We start from the raw sequence: 24,436 nt of genomic DNA on the forward strand, positions 1-24,436 counted from the left end.
GAAAGTAGGGGTGGATTAGGCTGCGGTGACCGGGGTGATGGTGACGTTGTAGCCGAGGTTGTTGAGTTGTTTGATGGCGCGGTTCATGGCTTTGGTCGGGTTGATCCTGTTGAAGTGGTCGGCGCCGGGGTCGTTGTAGATTTCGCCGGTGCTGAGCATGTGCCAGGCTGCGGTGAGGATGGAATGTTCGACGGCGACAAGGGCTTTATTGCCTCCAGCACGGGCTGTGATGCGCCGGTATTTCGCGGCGAGGTAGGTGTTCTTGGACCGTGTGGCGGACATGGCCGCGGTGCCGAGTGCTGCTTTGAGGTATTTGTTGCCGGGCAGGATGTGTGTGGATTTGAGGTGTCCGGCGGATTCGTTGGCGCTGGGGCAGACCCCGGCCCAGGATGCGAGCCTGCCCGGGGTTTCGAAGACGGTCATGTTCGCGCCGGTTTCGGCGATGATCACTTCGGCGATCCGGTGGGAGACTCCGTGGATGGTGGCCAGGGCTTCCCTGGCGCCACGAAAGGGTTCCATCGCCTCCTCGATCCGGCCAGTGAGCGCTTCGATGGTGCGGGTGTGGGCATCGATCTGGTCCAGGTGCAGCCGTGCCATGAACGCGTGGTGGGGTTTGAACCTGCCGGTGAGGGCATCGACTAGGGCCGGGATTTTCGAACGCATCGCCCCGCGGGCCATTCCTGCCAGAACGTTGGGGTTCCGTTCGCCGTTGATGAGGGCTTCGAGCATGTCCCGGGAGGAGACCCCGGTCAGGTCCGAGACGACGGAGGAGAGTTTGATCCCGGAACTTTCCAGGAACTTCTCCAGCCGTTGGATTTCCCGGGCCCGGTCCCTGGTGGCGATGGCCCTGGCCCGGGTCAGGTCCCGCAGATCGCGGATTGGTTCCGGTGGCACGAACGAGGCCCGTAAGAGCCCGTGCGCGGCCAGCTGGGCGAGCCACGCAGCGTCGGAGACATCGGTTTTGCGTCCCGGGATGTTCCGGGCGGCTTTGGCGTTGACGAGCATCACCGGCAGGGTTTCTTCGAGTAGGTAGAAGAACGGTTTCCAGTAATCGCTAGTCGCTTCCATCACGACAACGGTGACATGTTCGCGTTCGAGGAACTCCCGCAGTTCCAAGATCGCGTTCGTGGTCGCACCCCAAGTGGTTATCTTCGACGTATAGGTCCCGACCCGGGACCCGGGCACGCGCAGGCAGACCTTCGCGTCGCGTTTGGAGATATCCATCCCCGCGGTGCGTTCGTGAACAATGTCCATCTTCTTCCCTCCAACACAGCGCATTCGGTCATGGATGTGTCTGTCTCGGGGAGGACTGGGGAATATTCAGGAATCTAATACTCGTGCTCGACGGCAACAATCCACGGTTCCCGTGGACGCCCTCCACACCAAGCTGAGTCACGGGCTCAAGGCACCAAGTTGGCCCGGCATCGACCGAGACGGACACCATCTATGATCCGCCCACTACACCCGCCCTGACCACAGCCACGGCGCGTCGAACGCATACTTTCCTACTGCACGGCGCGCCAGCGGCGCCCACACGCTGAGTCACGGGCTCAAGGCACCAAGTTGGCCCGGCATCGACCGAGACGGACACCATCTATGATCCGCCCACTACACCCGCCCTGACCACAGCCACGGCGCGTCGAACGCATACTTTCCTACTGCACGGCGCGCCAGCGGCGCCCACACGCTGAGTCGCATTTGTGCGCGTTTTGAGCCGTCTAAACGCGCACAAATGCTACCTACTTGGGTGAGAGGGTGAGCTCCATGAACACGCTGTTCGGGTCCAGGGTGTAGTCGGCGAAGGGCGGGCATTCGGTGAACCCGTGCCGCGCATACAAGCGACGCGCGGGCGCAAAGTACTCTTCGGTTCCCGTTTCCAAGCTCACACGTTCGTATCCCCGCCGGCCGGCTTCGGCCACGATATGTTCGAGCATGCGGGTGGCCACTCCCCGCCCACGGGCAGCGGTGGTGGTGCGCATCGACTTGATCTCAGCATGCCCCGCGGCCAGTTCCTTCAGCGCCCCGCATCCCGGCAACACGCCGTCCTCGCGGGCTGTCCAGAACGTGATCGTTTCATGCGACAACCCCGAATGGTCCAACGCGTGCACGCTTTCTACCGGCGACGTCGCAAACATATCCGCCAGATGCTCGCTGAGGAGCTGATGGACATCCGGGCGCGTGGGATCGTCAGGTGCAATCTGGATCATGGATTCAAATTTACCGGCTCTGGATGGGTCGGCCCTTCGCTCAGCTCCGCAGTCAGTCCTCCAGCAAGTGCAACTGGTCCTTCGTATCCAGGTCCTCGCCCGAGCAGAGATCGCTGCAATCCACCAGGTCCACCAGGCCCGGATGCGCCTTGAGGAAGGATCGCGCCCCCGTGTCACCATTCGCGGCTTCCGCCGCTTGGGATCGGAGCCCGACGTCGATAATCACCGGGTGCCGACGCTTAAGGCGGCCTGACTCGTCAGGATAGGCGGCTGCCGTGACCCGACCGGGACGGTGGCTGCCCAGCAGTCTGCTGACCGCCGTCGGGGTTAATCCGGGCTGGTCCACCAACGCCACCATGATGCTGTGTCCGGGTGAGGCGGCCTCGATTCCTGCGCGGAAAGAGCCCGCCATGCCTTTGGCCCAGTTCTTGTTCTCCACCACCGTGTACGTCCGGAGATCGGTGGTGCTTCGAACGCGGTCCGCCTCGGCCCCAACAACCACCACGACCTCCCGGCAGCCGCCGTCGAACAGCGTATCGGCGAGCACCTCAACCAGCGTTCGGCCGCGGTAGGGGAGCAGCGCCTTGGGTCCGCGGCCCAAGCGCGTACCGGCCCCCGCAGCAAGCAAGACGCCCGTAGTGGGCGCCACGCCGGATTCAGTCATATCCTCACGATACGCGCGGGCATCCGTGAGGTCTGTAGCTCCTTTGGGGCTTTCCACGACATCTACCAAAATCGGTTGCAAACTACTCCTCAGTAGGTCTGTTGGTAGGTTCCGACGGCCATTATTGTCTGTAGGGAATTGTTCAAATCGCTCTAATGCAATGATGCGTGGAGGAAAAGGGGAAGATGGCGGGCAGTTTCGAAATACTCAAGGCCGGGACGAACACGTTCAGGTTCCGACTCACAGCCGATGACGGCACAGTTGTGGCAGTGTCGCCACAGTTTCCCAATTTGAAGGCCGTCGTGGCCGGTATCAACGCGGTCCGCGAAAACGCGGCAACCGGATTCGTCGTAGACCGGAGGAATCTGGGCACCTGAGCCTCCCCGCAGTACAACCCAAAATACAGTTGGCGGCAGTGTTCTTCATGAACACTGCCGCCAACTGTCTTATTGCCTTGTCATGCTTCGGTTGTTAGGCGTCGCCGCCCGCTCCGCCGGTGGTGCCGGCGTTCACATCGAGCAGTTTGTAACGGTCAATGGCGTACGACGGCGCACCCTCCTCGACTTCGCCCCTCGCCGCCAGCAACTGGAGGGTTTTGGCGACGATGGAGTGGGTGTCGTTTTTGAAGTAGCGGCGGGCGGCTTGGCGGGTGTCGGAGAAGCCGAAGCCGTCTGCTCCGAGGGAGGCGAAGTCGTTGGGGATGAATTGGCGGATTTGGTCGGGGACGGCTTTCATGTAGTCGGACACGGCGATGACGGGTCCGGTGGTGCCGGCGAGTTGTTCGGTGATGAACGGGGTGCGGGCGGGTTGGCCGGGGTTGAGGAAGGCGTGTTCTTCGGCGGCGAGTCCGTCGCGTCGGAGTTCGTTCCAGGACGTCACGGACCAGACTTCGGCGGCGACGCCCCAGTCCTGGGCGAGGATCCGGGCGGCTTCCAGGGCCCAGGGTACGGACACGCCGGAGGCGAGGATGTTCGCGGTGGGCCGGTTGGTGTTCCCGGTGGTGTTTTCCGGGGCGGGGGCGAGGCGGTAGATGCCCTTGATCAGCCCGTTGATGTCCAGGTTTTCCGGTTCGGCGGATTGGGTGATGGGTTCGTTGTAGACGGTGAGGTAGTACATCACGTTTTTGTCGGATGCTGTGCCGGTGCCGGTGCCGGTGCCGGTGCCGTCGTTGTCGGGGCCGTACATTTCTTCGAGGCCGTGGCGGATGATGTGGCCGATTTCGTAGCCGTAGGCGGGGTCGTAGGTTTTCACGGCGGGGTTGGTGGAGGCCAGGAGGGGGGAGTGCCCGTCGGCGTGTTGGAGTCCTTCGCCGGTGAGGGTGGTTCGTCCTGCGGTGGCGCCGATGATGAAGCCGCGGGTCATTTGGTCCGCGGCGGCCCAGAAGGAATCTCCGGTGCGTTGGAAGCCGAACATGGAGTAGAAGACGTAGATCGGGACCAGGGGTTCGCCGTGGGTGGCGTACGCGGTGCCGGCGGCGGTGAATGCTGCGACGGCGCCGGCTTCGTTGATGCCGGGGTGGATCAGTTGCCCGGCGGGGGATTCCTTGTAGGCCAGGACGAGGTCCCGGTCCACGGAGAGGTAGTTCTGGCCCTTGGGGTTGTAGATTTTCGCGGTCGGGAAGAACGCGTCCATGCCGAAGGTGCGTGATTCGTCCGGGACGACGGGCACGAACCGGGCCCCGAAGTTTTTGTCCCGCATGAGGTCTTTCAGGAGCCGGACGAAGGCCATGGTGGTCGCGGCTTGTTGTTTGCCGGAGCCGCGTTTGGCTACCTCGTAGGATTTGGCTTCGGGCAGGGTCACGGGGGTGTGGGTGCGGCGGCGTTCGGGGACGAAGCCGCCGAGTTCTGCCCGGCGTTCCATGAGGTATTTGATTTCCGGGGCGTCCATGCCGGGGTGGTAGTACGGGGGCCGGTAGAGGTCCGCGTCGAGCTGGTCATCGCTGATGGGGATGCGCAGGTGGTCACGGAAGGCCTTCAGGTCTTCCATGGTCAGCTTCTTCATCTGGTGGGTGGCGTTGCGGCCTTCGAAGTGCGGGCCCAGGCCGTAGCCCTTGACGGTTTTGGCCAGGATCACGGTGGGTTTGCCCTTGAACTCGGTCGCTGCCTTGTACGCGGCGTAGACCTTGCGGTAATCGTGCCCGCCGCGTTTGAGGCCCCAGATCTGCTCATCGGTCAGGTCAGCGACCAGGTCCTTGGTCTGCGGGGACTTGCCGAAGAAGTGGTCCCGGACGAACCCGCCGGACTCGGCCTTGTAGGTCTGGTAGTCACCATCGGGGGTTTCGTTCATGATTTTCACCAACGCCCCGTCCTGGTCCGCTTCCAGCAGCGAGTCCCATTCCCGGCCCCAGACGACCTTGATCACGTTCCAGCCCGCGCCGCGGAAGAACGCCTCCAACTCCTGCATGATCTTCCCGTTGCCGCGCACGGGCCCGTCCAGGCGCTGGAGGTTGCAGTTGATCACGAAGTTCAGGTTGTCCAGGTTCTCGTTCGCCGCGAGCTGGAGCAGGCCGCGGGATTCGGGCTCGTCCATTTCCCCGTCGCCCAGGAACGCCCAGACCTGCTGGTCGGAGGTGTCCTTGATGCCGCGGTTGTGCAGGTACCGGTTGGACTGGGCCTGGTAGATCGCGTTCATGGGCCCGATGCCCATCGACACGGTCGGGAATTCCCAGAAGTCCGGCATCAGGCGCGGGTGCGGGTACGAGGACAGGGCATGGCCTTCCCGGGACTTTTCCTGGCGGAAACCGTCCAGGTCCTCCTCGGAGAGGCGGCCTTCCATGAACGCCCTGGCGTACATGCCCGGGGACGCGTGTCCCTGGAAGAACACCTGGTCCCCGCCCGAGGGGTGGTCCTTGCCGCGGAAGAAATGGTTGAACCCGACCTCGTACAGGGTCGCCGCGCCGGCATAGGTGGAAATATGCCCGCCCACCCCGATATCGGCCCGCTGCGCGCGATGGACCATGACCGCGGCGTTCCAGCGCATGTACGCACGGTACCGGCGCTCGAACTCCTCGTTGCCCGGGAATTCTGCTTCCTGGTCCACCGGGATCGTGTTCACATAATCAGTGGTCGTCACCATCGGCACACCCACCGACCGGGCACCGGCACGCTGCAACAACGAACGCATAATGTACTGGGCACGCTCCGTGCCCTGCTCCGCGATCAACGCATCAAGGGACTCAATCCACTCCGCGGTCTCTTCCGGATCACGATCAGGCAGCTGGGCAGTCAACCCGCTGAGGATGTGTGAGGTCTCTTCTCCTGCAGCCACGTCCAACCTCTCTTCATTGAATGTCTGGGCGCTTGCTCTGTGGGGGCGCTCAAGGAATTTCGTATTGTGAGAATAAAATTCTGCAATTCGAGATTACGTCTGCCGATGGGCAGCGTCAACACGGATTACGTAACCGCAACAGTCAACTGGGAAAGGCCGGGTCATTCAACCAAATGTGACCCTCCATACACTTGTGACGCCTTGACGTGACGTGACCTGGGTCATAGAGTACTTTCACTATTCAATAACTTGTTTCCGCTTTGTGGAAACAGTACGAAGTGGAGATCCACGATGCAGACGACTTCATCAGTCGGCGTCACTGAGACTCCGGAAGACAAAACAGCAGGTGGGCCCAACCACCCGGCCGTGGGCAACACGGACCTTTGCGCTATTGCTTCCGAAGCCGCAGGCCGTACCATCAGCCCCAGTCTTTACAACATCGACCTCGCCCCCACCAAGGCAGCCGGCCGCAAGTGGACGAGTTACAGCATCTTTACCCTCTGGGCCAATGACGTCCACAGCCTGGGTAACTACGCGTTTGCCATTGGTTTGTTCTCCCTCGGACTGGGTGGCTGGCAGATCCTGGTGGCACTGGGAATCGGGGCTACCCTGCTCTTCGCCCTCTTGAACTTCTCGGGATTCATGGGCCAGAAGACCGGCGTCCCCTTCCCCGTCATGAGCCGGATCAGCTTCGGCATCCGGGGCGCCCAAATCGCCAGCCTGGTCCGTGGCGCCGTGGCTGTCGCCTGGTTCGGTATCCAGACCTACCTGGCATCGGTGGTACTTCGCGTGATGCTCGTCGCCATGGCCCCTGGCCTCAAGGACCTGGACAGCAACTCCATCCTTGGCCTTTCGACGCTGGGCTGGCTCTCCTTCGTGGCGCTCTGGATCGTCCAGCTGGTCATCGTCAGCTTCGGCATGGAAATGATCCGGAAATACGAGGCCTTCGCGGGTCCCATCATCCTGGTGACAATGGCTGCGATTGCCGTCTGGGTCTTCATTGAGGCCGGGGGCGCCATCCAGTGGAGCGGCATCAAGGGACTCGAGGGCGCCGACATGTGGCTCACCATCTTCGCGGGCGGGGCATTGTGGGTTTCCATCTACGGAACGTTTGTCCTGAACTTCTGCGATTTCACCCGGTCGTCTGTTTCCAGGAAGTCCATCGTCAAGGGCAACTTCTGGGGCATCCCCATCAACATGCTGGTATTCGGTGCAATCGTGGTAGTGATGGCAGGCGGGCAGTACAAGATCAATGGAACAGTCATCGAGAGCCCGTCGGACATCGTCCAGAGCATCCCTAATACTCTTTTGCTGGTCCTCGCTTGCCTTGCCCTGCTGATCCTGACCATCGCCGTGAACCTGATGGCAAACTTCGTAGCACCCGTTTATGCACTGACCAACCTCTTCCCGCGGCACCTGAATTTCCGTAAAGCGGCGTGGGTCAGCGGCATCATCGGCCTCATCATCCTGCCGTGGAACCTCTACAACAACCCGATCGTCATCGTTTACTTCCTCGGTGGCCTGGGCGCACTGCTCGGCCCGCTGTTCGGAGTGGTCATGGCTGACTACTGGCTCGTCCGCCGTGGCAAGGTCAACGTCCCGGAGCTCTACACCGACGATCCCAAGGGCGCGTACTTCTACAAGCGGGGCGTGAACCCCAAGGCCATTGTTGCCATGCTCCCCGCGGCCGCCCTGGCTATTGCAATCGCCTTCATCCCGGGATTGGCTGCAGCGGCGCCGTTCGCCTGGTTCATCGGAGCCGGTGTAGCCGCGCTTACGTACTTTGCCGTGGCTGACAAGAAGCAGGCCCACGACGACGTCTCCGGCGAACCGATCGCCGTCGCCAGCACCCACTGATATAGAGGAAACCATGCGCATCCTTGTCGCAAACGTGAACACTACGCAGTCCATGACCGATTCCATCGCCGCCCAGGCCAGGGCTGTTGCGGCCCCCGGCACTGAGATCGTTGGCATCACTCCGCGCTTTGGCGCCGACTCCTGCGAGGGCAACTTCGAGAGCTACCTTGCCGCGATCGCCGTCATGGATGCAGTGGTCAACTATCCCGAACCGTTCGACGCCGTTATCCAGGCAGGCTACGGCGAGCACGGCCGCGAGGGGTTGCAGGAGCTCCTCGATGTCCCGGTGGTGGATATCACCGAGGCCGCTGCCAGCACTGCGATGTTCCTTGGCCACAAGTACTCCGTGGTTACCACGTTGGACCGTGCCGTCCCCCTGATTGAGGACCGCCTCAAACTTGCCGGGTTGGAGGCACGATGCGCTTCCGTCCGCGCCAGCGGTATGGCTGTATTGGAACTTGAGGAACATCCGGACCGCGCGGTCGAAGCGATTGTGGGCCAGGCCGAGCAAGCTGTCCTCCAGGACAAGGCCGAGGTGATTGTCCTGGGCTGCGGCGGCATGGCCGGCCTCGACGAGCAGGTCCGACAGCGGACCGGCGTGCCCGTTGTTGATGGAGTGGCGGCCGCCGTCACCATCGCTGAGTCCTTGGTTAGGCTCGGCCTCACCACCTCCAAAGTCCGTACCTATGCCACGCCGCGTCCGAAGACTGTCATAGGCTGGCCGATAACAGCAGCCCAGACGGCTGCGGGGCAGCCCGTAGAAGCAGCGCACTGACGCTGCTTGCAGCAGCTGTGTTGAAGGCGATTCCCCGAAAGGCCACCACATGACTGACCCACGCCCGCCCGCAGACCCGAGGGTCGCCGTCGTGACCGGTGCCGGTTCCGGCATTGGGAGAGCCGTTGCGCGGCTCATGCTTGCGGAGGGTTACCGCGTGGCGTTGGCGGGGCGTCGCGAAGCGCAGCTGCTGGAAACCGCGGACAACCATCCGGACGCCCTGGTGGTGCCGTGCGATGTGACAGAGCCCGACGCCGTCGCCCGCCTTTTCGCTGAAGTTCGCCAGCGCTGGGGCCGTGTTGACGTGCTGTTCAACAACGCAGGCATCTTCGGGCCTGCAGGCGATGTTGGCGAGATCGACGTCGACGGGTGGGAGGCCACGCTGCGCGTCAATGTCACGGGCTCCATGCTGTGCGCCGCGGAAGCCGTGAGGACCATGAAGGCCCAGGAACCGCAGGGTGGCCGCATCATTAACAACGGCTCCATTTCTGCGCATTCACCCAGGCCCAAGTCTGTCGCGTACACGGTGACGAAGCATGCGATGACGGGCCTGACCAAGAGCATTGAGTTGGATGGCCGGGACTTTGGCATCACGTGCGGGCAGATCGATATTGGAAATACCCGTACCGAAATCATGGACACCATCGGTGTGGGCTCAGGTGCGTTGCAAGCCGATGGCAGCCGGCGCGTGGAGCCGATGTTCCCCGTGGAGGATGCCGCGCGTGCGGTGCTCATGATGGCCAATATGCCTGCATCGGCCAGCGTTGGTTCCCTGGTGGTGACAGCCGCTGGCATGCCGTTCATAGGCCGGGGCTAAGTACCCGCCACGCCTGAGTGTGTTGTCCTGACGCTCTTTGCTTCAACCGTGCCCACGGCACGCCCATTTCCTGGGCGTGCCGTGGGTTTTTCCTTGTCAAAAGAGGTCAGGAAGCCACGACGCCGCGGCTTGGAAACCAATTGTGACTTTCCGCAATATGGAAATTCAATTTCCCCTTGCGGAATGATGTGAGCGGGCTTACATTTGAAAACAACCCCCAAGTGTGGGGCTGTTCCCAACTGATTGGTTCAGATCAATGAAGATCCCAGACTCTGCGGCGCTGAAGGCGAGTTCGGCCCCGCTGAAGAAGAAGCCACTGTACAAGTCGCTCTTTTTTCAAATCCTGATCGCCGTCGTCGCAGGTGTGCTCATCGGTCATTTCTGGCCGAACCTCGGGTCCACCCTCCGGCCGCTGGGTGATGGATTCATTCAACTCATCAAGATGATCATCGCCCCGCTGATTTTCCTCGTGATCGTCACGGGCATCTCCGCAGTCGGCGACGTCAAGGCGGTCGGAAGGGTCGGGGTCAAAGCACTCCTCTACTTCACCTGCGCCACCCTCTTTGCCCTGGTCTTCGGACTCATCGTGGGCAACATTGTTCAGCCCGGCGCCGGCCTGAACATCGATCCCTCCACGCTTTCCCAGGAAGCCGTGGACGCAAAGACCGGCCACGCCGTTCCCAAGGACGCCGCTGCCTTCCTGCTGGACGTCATCCCCACCAGTGTGATCGGCGCCTTCGCCAACAACAGCCTGCTCCAGGTGCTTTTCTTCTCCGTCTTCTTCGGCGCCGCGATCGTGGTCATTGGCCGCCAGCGCTGCCTGCCCGTGATCAGCCTCATGGAGACCGTCCTGGAGCTGATCTTCAAGATCATGTCCTGGATCATGAAGGTCGCTCCGATCGGTGCCTTCGGCGCCATGGCCTTCATCATCGGCCAGTACGGGCTTGGCACTCTCGGCACGTATGCGCTGCTGATCGCATCCTGCTACGGAGCCGCGATCGTCTTTATCGGCCTGCTGTTCCTGGTGGCCTGGGGCTTCGCCCGTGTTCCGCTGTGGCACTTCCTGAAATACACCCGCGAGGAATTCCTGCTTGCACTCGGCACGGCCTCCACTGAAGCGGTCATGCCGCGCATCATGACCAAGTTGACCAACGCCGGCTGCTCCCGGGCAACCACCGGCCTGGTGGTTCCCACCGGCTACTCCTTCAACCTTGACGGCGCAGCGATCTACCTTTCCATCTCCCTGCTGTTCCTGGCCCAGGCGTTCGGCCATCAACTGGACCTCGGTCAGCAGCTGGCTGCGCTGGGTGTGCTGCTCCTGACCTCCAAAGGCATGGCGGGCGTCCCGGGCTCATCGTTCCTGGCCCTCTCGGCCACGGCTGCCGCCCTTGGCATCTTCCCGGTTGCCGGCGTAGCACTCCTCCTCGGAGCCGACCGCCTCATGGACTCCATGCGCGTCGTCGTCAACCTGCTGGGCAACTGCGTAGCCACCTTCGTTGTAGCCAAGTGGGAAGGCCAGTTCGACCGCAGCGTAATGGTCCGTGCCTTCAACGGCGAGATTACCAACGAGGATTCAGCCATCATGCTGGGCCAGGAGGAAGTGTTCGAGGAGCAGGAGCTTGAGCGCCTCAGCGAGGGCCACCACCCCTCACCGAAATTCCGTGGAGGTCCCACAGCGGACGAAATCCCGCAATTCGAGATGAGCAAGCCAGGCCAACCAACCACCCCGGTTTGCCCCGACTAACTCCATGGTTTGTGTACGGCCAATGCCCTTAAGACACGGTCTTGAGGGCATTGGCCGTACACAAGACCCGTCAGAGGGGAAGCAGTTCCGAGAGGTCCGCGCGCAGTCCGGACGCGGCAACGCGGCCAGCCGAAACGGCGTCTCCCCACGAGATTCGGCCGGTAACCAACTCAAGCCAGGTGGCGGCGTCGCACTCTATGACGTTCGGGGGAGTGCCGCGGGTGTGGCGGGGCCCCTCCACGCACTGCGTGACGCCGAACGGGGGCACACGGACCTCCACCGAATTGCCGGGCGCGCGGGCGGTGACTTCCTCAAGTGAGTAGCGGACCGCCGTCGCAATCAAAGAGCGCGACGGCGGGGTCGCGTGTTCACCCGAGGGCCCGACGGCGGATTGCCAGGCTGCCAGCGCAGCGCGGCCCTCGTCGACGTCAATACGGCGTCGTGCAACTGCCATGGATTCTTTCCTTATTAAATAGGTGACTCAGTCGAGCATCGCGGATACGGCGTGGCCCAGGCGGATCTTGCCCACCGGACGCCCGCCACCCAGCACGGGTTCCACGACGCGTTCCAGGACGTTGGAAACCGCGGGAATGTCCACCGCGCCACTCACGGCAAGAAGGGTCAAGCCCACCAAGGAAGTAGCGCGGAGGTTGCCGTCCAGCATCTTGACCGCCACCGTAGCGCCGGTGGAAGTGGCGAGGACCAGAATGCCTTCGGCGCCGATCTTGGCCAGGAGGTCCAGCTCTTCCATGACGATCGTGTTTGACTCGCCCTTGCCCTGGACCGCCCACGGGTAGTCCAGCATGGAGGTGGCGATGGTAGCGGCGCGTGCGTTCGAGGAAGAGTCGCCCGGTGACTTCGCCAACCGCGAATACGCCCGCGCCAGTCCGGTGAGCGAGATCGCCGCAACGGGTGCCCCGCAGCCATCGATGCCCAGGTGCGAGATCGTTTCGCCGCTGTACTCCTCGATCACGGACCGGACACGCTGCTGCAACGGATGGTTCGGCTCAAGGTAACTGCGAAGGTCCCAGCCGTTTTCCGTGCAGGCCCAGAGGAAAGCCGCGTGCTTCCCGGAACAATTGAAGGCAAGCCTGGTCTGGCCGCGCTCGGAACGGACCAGCCAATTGCGGGCGGTTTCGTCCTGCGGCCAGGCCGTGGGGCACTGAAGCTGATCCTCGCGGACGCCTGCGGCTTTGAGCATTCCCTCCACCACGTCCATGTGGTCCAGTGAACCGGTGTGGCTTCCGCAGGCGACAGCCACCTGCGCGCCCCTGAGCGGGACGCCGGACTGCATGGCAGCGAGGGTTTGGAATGGTTTCAGGGTGGAGCGGGCCAGGATGGGAGCCTCGATGTCACCCAGCCGGGTGACCACGCTTCCGTCGCCGGCAAGGACAACGGCAGCACCGATGTGCCGGGACTCTATAAAGCCACTGCGTTCGATGACTGCCAGTTCGACGGCGGACTCAACGTTGAACGTTTCATGCGAACTCATGGGCATGAGCCAAGTCTAGGGCGCGAGCACTGTGTTCCCCGGTCACATGCCCGGTCCGGGCGCGGTCCCGGATCCGGTCATCCATTGCCGGGAGACGACACAGCTTAGGCCCCGCGCCCTACACAAAGTACCCTTGAAGACTGTGAAGGTACTCGTCATTGGCCCAGGCGGCCGCGAACACGCCATTGTCCGCTCTCTGCTTGAAGATCCCAACGTTTCCGAGGTCCACGCGGCTCCGGGCAACGCGGGCATCAGCAAACTCGTTCCCACGCACGCAATTGACGGGAACAGCCCGGAAGCGGTGACCGCGCTCGCCACCAAGCTGGCTGTGGACCTGGTTGTCGTCGGTCCGGAGGCTCCCCTGGCCGCCGGTGTGTCCGACGCCGTCCGTGCCGCCGGGATTCCGGTCTTCGGACCCAGCAAGGAAGCAGCCCAGCTCGAAGCGTCCAAGGCCTTCGCCAAGCAGATCATGGCTGAAGCCGGCGTTCCCACGGCCATGGCCCGCGTTGCCACCAATGCAGAGGAAGCCGCCGATGCCCTGGCTACGTTCGGGGCTCCGCACGTTGTCAAGGACGACGGCCTCGCCGCAGGCAAGGGCGTTGTGGTCACCAACGACCGCGAGGAAGCACTCGCGCACGCGCAGGCTTGCTTCGACGCCGGTGGAACAGTTGTCATCGAAGAGTTCCTCGACGGCCCCGAAGTTTCCCTGTTCGTCCTCTGCGACGGCCGCACCACCGTTCCGTTGTCTCCGGCGCAGGACTTCAAGCGCATCTTCGATAACGACGAAGGCCCGAACACGGGCGGCATGGGTGCCTACACGCCACTCGAGTGGGCTCCCGAAGGCCTGGTCCAGGAAGTCATCGACCGCGTCGCCCAGCCCACCGTGGATGAAATGGCACGCCGAGGCACACCCTTCATCGGCGTGCTCTACTGCGGGCTCGCCCTGACCTCGCGCGGCACCCGCGTCATCGAGTTCAACGTTCGCTTCGGAGATCCCGAGACGCAGGCAGTGCTCGCCCGGCTCAAGACTCCGCTCGGTGCGCTGCTCCTGGCAGCTGCCAAGGGCGAACTGGACACCGCTGAAGAGCTGCGCTGGTCCAAGGACACGGCAGTCGCCGTCGTCGTGGCCGCCGAAAACTATCCTGATACTCCCCGCACAGGCGATCGCATCCGTGGCTTGAAGAAGGTGGATGAGCTCGAAGGCGTCCACGTTGTCCACGCCGGCACCAAGCTGGATGAGGAAGGCAAAGTGGTTTCGGCCGGCGGCCGCGTCCTCGCCGTGGTCGCGCTCGGTTCCGATCTGGTGGAGGCCCGCGAAAAAGCGTACGACGGCGTGGAGTTGGTTCAGCTTGAAGGCTCACAGTTCCGCACGGACATCGGAGGCAAAGCCGCCCGCGGCGAAATCCGGGTGCCCTACGCAGCAACCGGAACCATCCCGAAAGTACAGGCCTGAGCATGACTGATTCGCTCCCCACGGGCGGTTTCAAAACCGAGACCCTGCAGCTTCCCGGATGGACGCACGTCTATTCCGGCAAGGTTCGCGACCTCTACGTTCCCACCGATGAATCCATCACCGAAAAGGTCGGCCAGGAATGCGTACTGGTGGTTGCCAGCGATCGCATCAGTGCTTACGACCATGTCCTGAGCAGTGAAATTCCTGACAAAGGCCGCATCCTTACCCAGCTGAGCCTCTGGTGGTTCGATCAGTTGGATGTTGAGCACCACGTGCTGTCGTCAACTGTTGAGGGTGGCGTTCCCGCGGAGGTTGAGGGCCGGGCCATGATCTGCAAGAAGCTGGAGATGTTCCCGGTGGAGTGCATCGCCCGTGGCTACCTCACCGGTTCCGGGCTGGAGGAGTACAAGCACTCCCGCACCGTCTGCAACATCCCGCTTCCCGAGGGGCTTGTTGACGGTTCCCGTTTGGAGAAGGCACTGTTTACGCCATCTGCCAAGGCCGACGTCGGAGAGCATGACGTCAACATCACCTATGACGACGTCGTTGCCATAGTCGGGGACGACATCGCCGCCCGTCTCAGCGAACTCACGCTGAAGATCTACACCCGCGCCGAGGAGATCGCCCGCGAACGCGGCATCATCCTCGCCGATACCAAGGTGGAGTTCGGCCTCGACACGTACACGGGCATCATCACGCTCGGCGATGAAGTCCTCACCCCGGACTCCTCCCGCTTTTGGGACGCCTCCACTTATTCGCCGGGCAAGTCGCAGCCCTCCTATGACAAGCAGTATGTCCGTGACTGGCTGACCTCGGCCGAGTCCGGCTGGGACAAGTCCTCGGACACGCCTCCGCCGGCCTTGCCCGCAGAAGTCGTGGAGCGCACCCGTGCCCGCTACGTGGAAGCGTACGAGAAACTCACCGGGCGCACGTTCGCCTGAACCTTCCCCCCCAACTGAGTAGCAGATAAGGCCGTTTTGAGCTCTCAAAACGGCCTTATCTGCTACGTACTTGGGTTTAGCTTGCTTCGGAGTGCGCTTCGGGGTGTGATGCAGCGGCGCGGCGTTCCGCCAGGCGGATCTCCAGGACAGCATCCATGGCTTGCTGGACCCGGTCCGAGGCGCCGGCTGCACTGAAGTCGTGCTGGGCCTCTTCCAGGTAGTGCAGGGCCTCCGTGGTTTCACCTGCTGCCTTCAAGGACTTTCCCAGCAACAGCGAGACCTCTCCAGCAGTGTGGCGGGCCAACACCTTGCGGTCCTTGTAGATCTCGCGAAGCTTGTCCACCGCGGCCGGAATATCGCCCGTCAGGTATAGCCAGCGGGCGCGGATGAACGCTACTTCAAGCTGGTCCGTCTTGTTTCCCCCGACGATAGACAACGCCAGCTCAGCACGTTCAATCGCGGACAGGGTTTCGGGCTCAACAATGCCGGAGGACAACCTGACGGCTGCCGATGCCTTGTTGAAACGGGCCCACAGTTCGATGTCGTTGGCGGGGGAGAGCAGCTTCGCCGCGCGCTCGTGGTGCTTGATACCCTCCACGTAGTCGTGTCGCATGAAAGCAACGTTGCCCACTACCCACGCGACCTCGCCGGCCAGTTGGGACATAGAGTGCTCGTCCATGTGCTCGATCATGGTCAGGCAGTACTGCCATGCTTCATCCAGCTTGCCGCTCTCCGCGAGGGCGCCGATCAGCGCGCGGTGCGCGCCGATGATCAGCGTGGATCCCTTGGGCAGCTGTTCGGACAGTTGCACGGCCTTCTTTGCATGCTCGACGGCGGTGGCCAGCTGACCCTGTCCGTGACAGACTGCGGCAAGCATCTGCCATGCCCGCACGCCAAGGCCCGCAGATTCCGTGGCCATGGGATGTTCCAGCAAGTGCTCAACAATTTGTTGGCATTCTTTGAGCTGGCCTTGCTTCATCACGCATTCGGCCTGCATGTAGGTCATGTTCCACCAGGCGCTGTTGTTCTTCGCCTCGAGTGCGATCTGCGCCGCAGTGGCTGCGTGGCTTGCTGCGAGTTGGTAGTCGCGCAGGTCCCATGCTTGCCGGGCATACAAGCCGGCGAGCACGTACTCTGCATCGCTCACCGAAACGGGCTGGCTCCAGGCTTCCAACGCCTTGGGCGCCAACTCAAGCCTGCGTGCCAGCTCCTCGATGACCTCGGCAGTAGGCTCGCGTCGACCTGTTTCTAGCAGCGAAATGTAGCTCGGGGAATACAGGTTTTTGCCCAGTTCTGCCTGCGTCAACCCGCGTTCGAGCCGTTCGGCACGTAGCTTCTCGCCGAATCCGTTTCCCACGGGGCCCTCCTACAGGTGTCTTTTGACCTAAACCTTGACAGTCTCTGTGGAAAACATTTTACAATGTATGTCAACAGGGACCGTGCAATTTCCGTAACGAATCCGACTCGCATTGGGGAACAATATGTTCAAGAAAATGGCTGCTTCTGTGGCCTTGGCAGGCGCTCTCGCTTTTACGGTTGCGGCTCCCGCAGTCGTCTCTGCTGCTGCAGCGGCAGATTCCGGCTCGGTAAGTGCTATTGGTAACTGGCCCGATCCTATGAGGTCCACCACCACGGCACCTACCAAGTCCGGTGACACGACGTACACGACGTCGTCCATCGGCAACTGGCCGGATCCTATGTAAATCAGTAACTACTGAGGAAAACCCCGGAGCGTGACGAGCGATGCTCCGGGGTTTTCTTTTGCCCGGGAGTGCTCCGGCGACACCCACATTCGCCCAGGAGTCGGCAAACGGCAGGCGACACCCGGATTTGGGAGTCGCCGTCGGGGACGCGTGGCGCGGGCGAAGATGCGAAACGTGGTGGAAGCGCGTCGGGAGTGGCGGCTCCGGGGGACCCCAGGGAATCCGGGGGATCCGGGCAAACAAAAAATGGCGCCGATTTCTCGACGCCATTTTCGTATTTGGTCGGGATGACAGGATTTGAACCTGCGACCTCTTCGTCCCGAACGAAGCGCGCTACCAAGCTGCGCTACATCCCGATCCGCTGCGAAAGCAACTGTTCAAGGATAGCTGAATCGCTGCGGGATGCGAAATCGAGAAGGCGGTGTCGCTCCTCACACGAGCGAGTCCCTCCATGCACCATGAAGCCGCGCAAACCGGCCGCCACCAGTGATCAGCTCGGCCGGTGTTCCGTCCTCGACAATCCGGCCGTCGTGGACCACCAGCACCCTGTCTGCTGTCTCCACAGTGGAGAGACGGTGGGCGATGATGATGGCAGTGCGGGCAGCATTCTGGCCGGCGACACCCTCCAGAAGATGCGCAAGCCCTGCCTGAACCATCCGCTCCGAAGGAATATCCAGCGACGACGTTGCTTCGTCCAGAATCAGGACGGCCGGCGCGGCGAGGAAGGCCCTGGCGAAGCCGATAAGTTGGCGCTGGCCCGATGAGACGCGCCCACCACGCTTATTGACATCCGTGTCATATCCCTCGGGCAAGCTCAGGATGAATTCATGGGCGCCCACTGCTTTAGCCGCAGCCTCTATTTCGGCTCGGGAAGCTTCAGGTCGTCCCAATGCGATGTTCTCCGCCACGGAGCCACTGAACAGGAAGGCTTCCTGGGTCACCATGACCACTGCCCGCCGAAGGTCGGTGGTAGCGAGGTCGCGAAGGTCAACTCCGTCCAAAGTGATGGAGCCGGACGTGACGTCGTAGAAGCGCGCAACGAGTTTGGCCAAGGTGGACTTACCGGCGCCTGTCTGCCCGACCAGGGCAACGGTTTGGCCAGCGGGAATGTGCAGGTCCAGTTTGGGCACGACCACCTTGCCATCGCTGTACCCGAACTGCACACCCTTGAAGTCGATCTCTCCGCGTGAACTGTTCAGCGGCACAGGGTTCTTCGGAGGCCGGACGGTAGGCACTTCCTCCAGGAGCCCGGATACTTTTTCCAATGCCGCCTGTGCGCTCTGGAAAGAGTTGTAGAACATGGCCATCTGGTCCACCGGCTGGAAGAAGCGCTTGGTGGACAGGATGAGGGCCAGGAGGACGCCCACGGCGAGGTCTCCGCTGAGCACCCTGAACCCGCCGAACAACAGGACTGCAGCCACACACACGTTGCCGATCAGCACCAGTCCCGGCTGGAAGATGCCGTTCAGGTTGATGGAGCGGACGGTGTTCTTGCGGTAGTCCTCAGCCAGTGCGCCATAGCGGTCAGCGTTCTCACGCTCCTTGCGGAACGCCTTCACTGCACGGATACCGGTCATGGTTTCCACGAAGTGCACGATCAACCGCGCCGAAACCACGCGGGATTCCCGGAAGGCAATCTGTGAATGCTTTTGGTACCAGCGCGCGAGGAAGAACATGGGCACACCCGCCGCAAGCATGATCAATCCACTGCGCCAGTCCAAGGCAAATACCGTGAAGGCCGTGAAGAGCATGAACAGCATGCCCGACGCGAGGGAGCTTACGCCGGAGTCCAGCAATTCCCGCAGCGCTTCGAGGTCCGAGGTTTGACGGGCGATGATGCGGCCGGACGTGTACTTCTCATGGAATTCAAGGCTCAACCGCTGGGTGTGCCTGAAGACGCGGACCCGGAGGTCCAGCAGCATGGCCTGGCTCAATTGGGCTGTGGACGTTACGTAGAGGGCCGTCATGGCAGCCGTGGCAACGGCCGCAGCCAAGTACAAAGCACCGGCGAGCACCAACGGTCCATTGTCACCGGCTTGCAATGCGGGCAAGGCGGTGTCGATCCCAAAGGCGATCAGGGCCGGCCCTGCAACGCGCGTGAGCTGCGAAACCACCACCATCACGATCGTCATCCAGAAACGCAACCGCACCGGGCGGATCAGCGAGCCCAGCAAGGCGAGTGACCGGCGTCGTACTGCTTTGCTGTCGGCTTTGCTCAGGAGCGTGTTGTCCTCGTTGGCGGTTCCAAAGGTTGTGGCGCTCACCGGCGGGCCTCCTCGGCGTCTTCGAGCTCGTCCAGTTCGCTGTCCAGGTCTCGGGGACCGGTATCCAGGCTTGCGATGACGTAGCGGTAGTGGGCGTTTTCGGCCAACAGTTCCGTGTGGGTTCCGACTGCGGTGATGGTTCCGTTCTCAAGCAATGCCACGCGGTCCGCCAATGCCACGGTCGAAGGCCGGTGTGCGACGATCAGCGTCGTTGTCTCGTGAAGTACCTCGCGCAGCCTTGCTTCCACGCGTTCCTCAGTGTTGACGTCCAAGGCCGAAAGAGGATCGTCCAGGACCAGGACTTTTGGCTTCGCAGCGATGGCCCTGGCGAGGGCAATGCGCTGCCGCTGGCCACCTGAAAGGCTCAATCCTTCCTCACCAATCAGGGTGTCGACACCGTCCGGCAAAGAGTACGCGAAGTGGGCTTGGGCGACGTCCAAAGCTTCATCAAGGGCGGCCTCGCTGGGCTCAGCGGCGCCGAGCAGGACGTTGTCCCGTACCGAGCTTGAGAACAACGTGGTGTCCTCGAAAGCCACCGCCACGATGCGTCGGAGTTCCTCGATGTCGTAGTCGCGGACGTCCACGCCGTCAATCGTCACCGAGCCTTCCGTGACGTCGTACAGGCGGGGGACCAGTTGGAGCAGGGCGCTCTTGCCACTGCCGGTGATGCCCACCAGCGCCATGGTTTCGCCCGGACGAATGTCCAGGGTGATGTCGTGCAGGAGCGTCCCGCCGTCGTCGAATCCGAAGCCCGCGTGCTCAAAGCGCAAGGCTCCCGTCACCGTTGCCGGCACCTCGGCATGATCCGGCGAAGTGATGGTGTTCTCGGTATCCATGACTTCGAAGTGGCGGTCCAGTGCAGTCTTGGCAGTCAGTGCCATGGCCAGGAGCATGCCGGAAAATTCCACGGGAGTGGCCACCACGGCGGCGGTCGCGAAGAACGCAACCAGCGAGCCGATACTCAACTGTCCGCTTGCTGCGAGCATGATGCCCACCACCAGTCCGACGCCCAGTGCCAACTCAGGCAGCAACGTGACCACCAGCGTGAAGCCGGCCTGCTGCTTCGCCTTGGCAATCTCCGTCTGCCTCAGCTCTTCCGCCTGGCCGTTGAAATTCTTCAGCGCTTCGCGGCTGCGGCCGAAAGCCTTCAGGACGCGGATGCCGTGGACGGACTCTTCCACGGTGGTAGCAAGATCGCCCGCCTGATCCTGGCTGAGCCGTGTGACCCGGCTGAAGCGACGGCGGAAGCGGAACGAATTGACCATGATCGGCACAGCCGCGCCGAGGAAGATCAACGCCAGTTGCCAACTCATGGAGAACATGACTCCGACGCCAATAATCACTGTCAAAGTGGTGACCACCAGCATGATCGCGCCGAACGCCATCCAGCGGCGCAGAAAACTCAAGTCCGTCATGGCGCGGGACAGCAACTGGCCGGAGCCCCAGCGATCATGGAAAGACACTGTGAGCTGCTGGAGGTGACCGTACAGCGATACTCGCATCCTCGTCTCAACCGTCGTGGCCGGGTTGATCACGAACTGCCTGCGCAAGGCCACCAGTCCGGCTTCGGCCGCACCAAGCGCAAGAATCACGACGGCGGCAACCCAGACAGCGCCTGGGTCACCCCCGGGTTGAAGCGACGTGTTGACCAATACACGCAGCACCTGGGGGATGGTCAGCGCGACGATGCTGGCGAGCAGTGCACAGAGGAGGCCCATAAAAAGCCGGGGGAGGATGGGCCGCACATGAGGGTACAGGCGGCCGACGGATGTGAAGAATGACGTTTGTTTGGACATGCCCGCTTCTCAACAGCTGGATCTTCAGATGGTGCGGAGGTAGTTTCCCGTAGCAACTACCCTATGCCATGCCGTGATTCGTTTCACAGGACCACACTTTGGTATGTGGAAAGTTCCCCAGTTATTGGGATTCGTAATGGTCCATGCGTTGAGATGCGCGCGGCGTTTTAGCTGCGCGCGGCGATTAGCTGCGGGCCGTGAGTGTCAGCAGGACCGCTTCCGGGCGGCACGCGATCCGGACCGGGGCGTAGCGCGAGGTGCCAATGCCGCCTGAGACGTTCACCGGCGTCGTGAATCCGTCGCTTTCCCAATCGTGGAGGCCCTTGGCCCGCCATGTCGGCAGGTCGCAGTTGGAGACGAGAGCGCCGTAACCCGGGATGCAGATCTGGCCGCCGTGAGTATGTCCAGCGAGGATCAGATCTGCTTCGGCTTCCGTGAAGTGGTCCAGGACGCGCTGGTACGGCGCATGGATGACCGCGACCCTCAGGTGGGGACGGGCATCCTGGTTCACGGTGCCGCGGGGCCAACCGGCATAACGTTCGCGCTTCAAGTGGGGATCGTCTACGCCCGAGAAATCGAAACGCAGGCCGTTCAACACCACCGACTGCGCACGGTTGGTGAGGTCGATCCAGCCTCCCATGCCGAAAGCAGACCGCAATCTGGGCCAGTCGAGCTTGATGGGATCGGTCCTGAGCTTCGACGGTCCGCGGAAGTAGCCCGCAGGGTTCTTGATCCTGGGTGCGTAATAGTCGTTGGAGCCCGGGACGAAGACGCCGGGAAATTCCATGAGAGGCCGGAGGGCGCTGATCAGCGGATCCACGGCCTGTTCATGGCTGAGGTTGTCTCCGGTGTTGACTACAAGATCGGGCTTCAAATCCACCAAAGACTGCAGCCACCGGGTTTTCTTGTCCTGTCCGGGAACGAAATGGATATCGCTCAGGTGCAGTACGCGGAACGGCTCAGACCCTTCGGGGAGGATGGGGAGAGTCTCATGACGGACCCCGAACTGGTCCTTTTCCCACCAACCGTAGGCAGCAGCTGCCGCGCCGGCAGTGGCACCGAGGGCAGTGGTGACGGCGAAACCGCGCCCGATAGTGCGGACGCGGTTTGCCAGGGAATCAGGGAACTGCACGGTTAGTCCTTGCCAGGGCCGTTGCCGTTGCCGCCATTGCCGCTATTGCCGCCAGTGTTGGTAGGGGGTGCCGGCGGGGCGGGATTGTTTTGCGTAGGTGCCGGGGCGGTACTGCGCTGCGGAGTTGAACCTCCGAGGAGGTTGGACGGGGGCGCCTGGAACGGGTTGGTGCCATATGCAGGAGCAACGGCCAGCATGTAGTTGGTGAACTGCGGACCAGCAATCATGTAACCGTCGATCGACTGGTAGAACTTGCCGTTGACGGTCAGGTTCCGGCCCGGTCGCTTCTGGTCACCCAAAGGGTCACCGAACCAGGAAGCCGTTGCCAACCCGGTGGTGTAGCCGACAACCCAGGTGGAACCGTTGGTGTCGTTGGTACCGGTCTTGGCGGCTACGGGGAAGTTGTTACGCGTGGAAAGGGCAGGGCGGATCAGCGAACCCGAACCGGCGTTCAAGACTTCCTGCATGGCATACGCCACGCCCCGGGCAACTTCAGGTTTGACGGCATCCTTGCAGTTGGAGGATTGCGCCGGGAGATCGGCGCCGGACTGGTCCTTCACCGAAGTAATCGCGATTGGCGCACAGTACTTGCCATCGGCAGCGAACGTGGCGAACGCCGTTGCCATGGTGAGAGGTGCAGTCTGGGTGGAACCAATGAGGTTACCCAGAGTGGTCATGGGCACCTTGGGGTTGGGATCCGTGATCTTACCGGTGTCATCCCGTGCAGGCAGGCCGCCATGGATGCCCGTGGCATCGACAATGCCCTGGATGCCACACAGGTCCAGCTGGGAAGCAGAAGCAAAGGTGGCTGTGTTGATCGAGTTCATGAGGCCGTACAGGACCGTCATGTTTCTGTAGTAACCCTCGTCCGAGTTCTGCAGGTCGAATGTGCCGTTGGTGGCGTCGTACCAGCCAACTGTGGGTGCAGGACAGGTATTCCGCCACCGGAAGTTTTGGGGGTACCTGCGGACCGAAGCATTAATCGTCGTATTCATCGACTTGCCCTCGTTCAGCCATTCAGCGAACGTAAACGGCTTCATCGTAGAACCGGGCTGGAAACCGCCGATGCCATTGAGGTCGTTGCCCTCGGCATCGAGGACGTCCACATTGAAGTTCTGGGTCTGATCGAACTTGCCCTCTTGGGGCAGCCAGACAGTGTTCTGGGCCATGCTGACGATCTGGCCGGTACCCGGTTGGACCGAGACGATCGAGGCACCCCACTTGTCCGGGTTGGCGCCGGCTGTCCCATCAACCTGCTGCTGGGCAACGGTCTGCGCAGTGGGATCAAGGGTGGTCCGGATAGTCAGGCCACCGCGCATCACCCGCTTTTCGCGCTCGTCCGAGGTCTCGCCGTACGCCGGGTTGTTCAAGAGCAAGTGGAGCACGTAGTCGCAGAAATACGGAGCCATGGTGGCGTACGCGCAACCCTGGCGTGCGGGAGTGACCTTGGTGGTGACAGGGGTGGCTACCGCTTCGTCGTACTCAGCCTGGGAGATCTTGCCCTGGTTCACCATGGCAGCCAGCACGAGGTCGCGCCGCTTCTTGGAGTTATCCGGGTTGGTGATCGGATCGAAGGCGGACGGGCTGTTCACCAAACCAGCGAGCAAGGCTGCCTGCGGAAGTGTCAGATCCTTCGCAGTAGTGCTGAAGAAGAACTTGGAGGCAGCTTCAATGCCATACGCGTCACGGTTGAAGAAGACGATGTTGAGGTAGCCCTCAAGGATCTGCTCCTTGGAGAACTTCTTCTCCAGGGCGATGGCCAGCTTCATCTCGCGGAGCTTATCGCCGACGCCCTTGTTCAGGCCGTTCAGCTTGACGTCTTCGTCCTTGCCGGAGGCCACAAGCGACTCATTGATGACGTTGTTAACGTATTGCTGCGTAATGGTGGACGCGCCCTGCTTGTTGCCGCGGGCGGTGCTCACGATGGCTCGCATGATGCCGGTGGTATCGATGCCGCCGTGCTCATAAAAACGGCTGTCCTCGATGGCGATGACAGCGTCCTTGATGAACGGGCTCATTTGGTCCAGCGGAACCTTGGTACGGTTCTCCGCGTAGATGGAGGCGATCGGCGTACCGTCCTTCGCCAGAATCGTCGTGTTCTGGCTGGGCGGATCCACCTGCAGCTCCGCCGGCAGAGTGTCAAAGAACTGGATGGAACCACTTGCGGCACTGCCCGAAACGGCGGCTGCGGGGACCAACAGGCCCGCCACCAGGACGCCACAAATCGCGCTCACGCCAAGGAAACCTAGAATCTTTCCGAGGGTGGTGGCAGTGTCGAATATGGGGTTCTTGCGAGTCACCATGTTTTCCACTTTACCGGCAAG

At 62.2% G+C, this 24,436-nt stretch carries 19 protein-coding genes and 1 tRNA gene; 8 read left to right on the plus strand and 12 right to left on the minus strand.

Translation table 11 applies throughout. From position 1 onward, the window contains the following. Positions 1 to 15: 15 nt before the first annotated feature. The 3 genes from AC6I97_RS06430 to nboR all read right to left on the minus strand — a co-directional run bounded on the left by AC6I97_RS06430 (position 16) and on the right by nboR (position 2,871). Positions 16 to 1,254 (minus strand): IS110 family RNA-guided transposase, encoded by a 1,239-nt coding sequence (locus AC6I97_RS06430; protein ID WP_497943715.1) that lies wholly within the window; start codon positions 1,252 to 1,254, stop codon positions 16 to 18. 485 nt (positions 1,255 to 1,739) lie between these two features. Further along, on the minus strand, positions 1,740 to 2,207 hold the full coding sequence (locus tag AC6I97_RS06435; protein WP_497944433.1) for a GNAT family N-acetyltransferase: 468 nt from the start codon (positions 2,205 to 2,207) through the stop codon (positions 1,740 to 1,742). 52 nt (positions 2,208 to 2,259) lie between these two features. Next, the gene (gene nboR / locus AC6I97_RS06440) at positions 2,260 to 2,871 is read right to left on the minus strand and encodes a nicotine blue oxidoreductase (RefSeq protein ID WP_224088878.1); all 612 of its coding nucleotides are present in this window, start codon (positions 2,869 to 2,871) and stop codon (positions 2,260 to 2,262) included. Positions 2,872 to 3,056: 185 nt separating this feature from the next. Between nboR and AC6I97_RS06445 the strand changes: the two genes are divergently transcribed. Beyond that, positions 3,057 to 3,248 (plus strand): YegP family protein, encoded by a 192-nt coding sequence (locus AC6I97_RS06445; RefSeq protein ID WP_223934473.1) that lies wholly within the window; start codon positions 3,057 to 3,059, stop codon positions 3,246 to 3,248. Between the two features lie 94 nt (positions 3,249 to 3,342). Here the strand turns inward: AC6I97_RS06445 and aceE are convergent, their stop codons facing one another. Beyond that, complete coding sequence (gene aceE / locus AC6I97_RS06450) at positions 3,343 to 6,138, minus strand: pyruvate dehydrogenase (acetyl-transferring), homodimeric type (RefSeq protein ID WP_497944434.1); 2,796 nt, start codon at positions 6,136 to 6,138, stop codon at positions 3,343 to 3,345. A 291-nt stretch (positions 6,139 to 6,429) separates the two neighbouring features. Between aceE and AC6I97_RS06455 the strand changes: the two genes are divergently transcribed. The 4 genes from AC6I97_RS06455 to AC6I97_RS06470 all read left to right on the plus strand — a co-directional run bounded on the left by AC6I97_RS06455 (position 6,430) and on the right by AC6I97_RS06470 (position 11,331). Beyond that, on the plus strand, positions 6,430 to 7,995 hold the full coding sequence (locus tag AC6I97_RS06455) for an NCS1 family nucleobase:cation symporter-1 (RefSeq protein ID WP_224088874.1): 1,566 nt from the start codon (positions 6,430 to 6,432) through the stop codon (positions 7,993 to 7,995). A gap of 13 nt (positions 7,996 to 8,008) precedes the next feature. Next, entirely contained in the window at positions 8,009 to 8,770 is a 762-nt protein-coding gene (locus tag AC6I97_RS06460; protein WP_224165326.1) for an aspartate/glutamate racemase family protein, read from the plus strand. Positions 8,771 to 8,819: 49 nt separating this feature from the next. Next, a complete protein-coding gene (locus AC6I97_RS06465; protein WP_497944435.1) occupies positions 8,820 to 9,587 on the plus strand; it encodes an SDR family oxidoreductase in 768 nt (255 codons plus the stop codon). 256 nt (positions 9,588 to 9,843) lie between these two features. Continuing rightward, on the plus strand, positions 9,844 to 11,331 hold the full coding sequence (locus AC6I97_RS06470; RefSeq protein ID WP_224088871.1) for a cation:dicarboxylate symporter family transporter: 1,488 nt from the start codon (positions 9,844 to 9,846) through the stop codon (positions 11,329 to 11,331). A gap of 70 nt (positions 11,332 to 11,401) precedes the next feature. Here the strand turns inward: AC6I97_RS06470 and AC6I97_RS06475 are convergent, their stop codons facing one another. Further along, positions 11,402 to 11,785 carry a sterol carrier family protein gene (locus tag AC6I97_RS06475; protein WP_497944436.1) on the minus strand — a complete coding sequence of 128 codons (384 nt, stop codon included), beginning with the start codon at positions 11,783 to 11,785 and terminating at the stop codon, positions 11,402 to 11,404. A gap of 27 nt (positions 11,786 to 11,812) precedes the next feature. Beyond that, positions 11,813 to 12,829 (minus strand): asparaginase, encoded by a 1,017-nt coding sequence (locus tag AC6I97_RS06480; RefSeq protein WP_497944437.1) that lies wholly within the window; start codon positions 12,827 to 12,829, stop codon positions 11,813 to 11,815. A 136-nt stretch (positions 12,830 to 12,965) separates the two neighbouring features. Between AC6I97_RS06480 and purD the strand changes: the two genes are divergently transcribed. Then, positions 12,966 to 14,276, plus strand: coding sequence for a phosphoribosylamine--glycine ligase (gene purD, locus AC6I97_RS06485; RefSeq protein WP_224167573.1), 1,311 nt, complete (start codon positions 12,966 to 12,968; stop codon positions 14,274 to 14,276). Between the two features lie 2 nt (positions 14,277 to 14,278). Further along, positions 14,279 to 15,217 (plus strand): phosphoribosylaminoimidazolesuccinocarboxamide synthase, encoded by a 939-nt coding sequence (locus AC6I97_RS06490; protein WP_497944438.1) that lies wholly within the window; start codon positions 14,279 to 14,281, stop codon positions 15,215 to 15,217. A 76-nt stretch (positions 15,218 to 15,293) separates the two neighbouring features. Here the strand turns inward: AC6I97_RS06490 and AC6I97_RS06495 are convergent, their stop codons facing one another. Then, on the minus strand, positions 15,294 to 16,574 hold the full coding sequence (locus AC6I97_RS06495) for a helix-turn-helix domain-containing protein (protein ID WP_224165321.1): 1,281 nt from the start codon (positions 16,572 to 16,574) through the stop codon (positions 15,294 to 15,296). A 124-nt stretch (positions 16,575 to 16,698) separates the two neighbouring features. On the opposite strand from AC6I97_RS06495, the gene AC6I97_RS06500 reads away from it, so the two are divergent. After that, on the plus strand, positions 16,699 to 16,920 hold the full coding sequence (locus AC6I97_RS06500; RefSeq protein ID WP_224088866.1) for a hypothetical protein: 222 nt from the start codon (positions 16,699 to 16,701) through the stop codon (positions 16,918 to 16,920). Between the two features lie 279 nt (positions 16,921 to 17,199). On the opposite strand, the gene AC6I97_RS06505 is transcribed toward AC6I97_RS06500, so the two are convergent. From AC6I97_RS06505 to AC6I97_RS06525, 5 genes are all read right to left on the minus strand, one after another. Further along, positions 17,200 to 17,276: transfer RNA gene (locus AC6I97_RS06505), tRNA-Pro, on the minus strand. Positions 17,277 to 17,351: 75 nt separating this feature from the next. Further along, positions 17,352 to 19,184, minus strand: coding sequence for an ABC transporter ATP-binding protein (locus tag AC6I97_RS06510; RefSeq protein ID WP_497944439.1), 1,833 nt, complete (start codon positions 19,182 to 19,184; stop codon positions 17,352 to 17,354). After that, a complete protein-coding gene (locus AC6I97_RS06515; RefSeq protein WP_497944440.1) occupies positions 19,181 to 20,980 on the minus strand; it encodes an ABC transporter ATP-binding protein in 1,800 nt (599 codons plus the stop codon). The genes AC6I97_RS06510 and AC6I97_RS06515 overlap by 4 nt, the downstream gene beginning before the upstream one ends. A 184-nt stretch (positions 20,981 to 21,164) precedes the next feature. Continuing rightward, on the minus strand, positions 21,165 to 22,112 hold the full coding sequence (locus tag AC6I97_RS06520; RefSeq protein WP_497944441.1) for a metallophosphoesterase: 948 nt from the start codon (positions 22,110 to 22,112) through the stop codon (positions 21,165 to 21,167). 2 nt (positions 22,113 to 22,114) lie between these two features. Next, entirely contained in the window at positions 22,115 to 24,415 is a 2,301-nt protein-coding gene (locus AC6I97_RS06525; protein WP_224165316.1) for a transglycosylase domain-containing protein, read from the minus strand. Positions 24,416 to 24,436: the final 21 nt, after the last annotated feature.

Source organism: Arthrobacter sp. TmtSoilC48 (assembly GCF_059739425.1).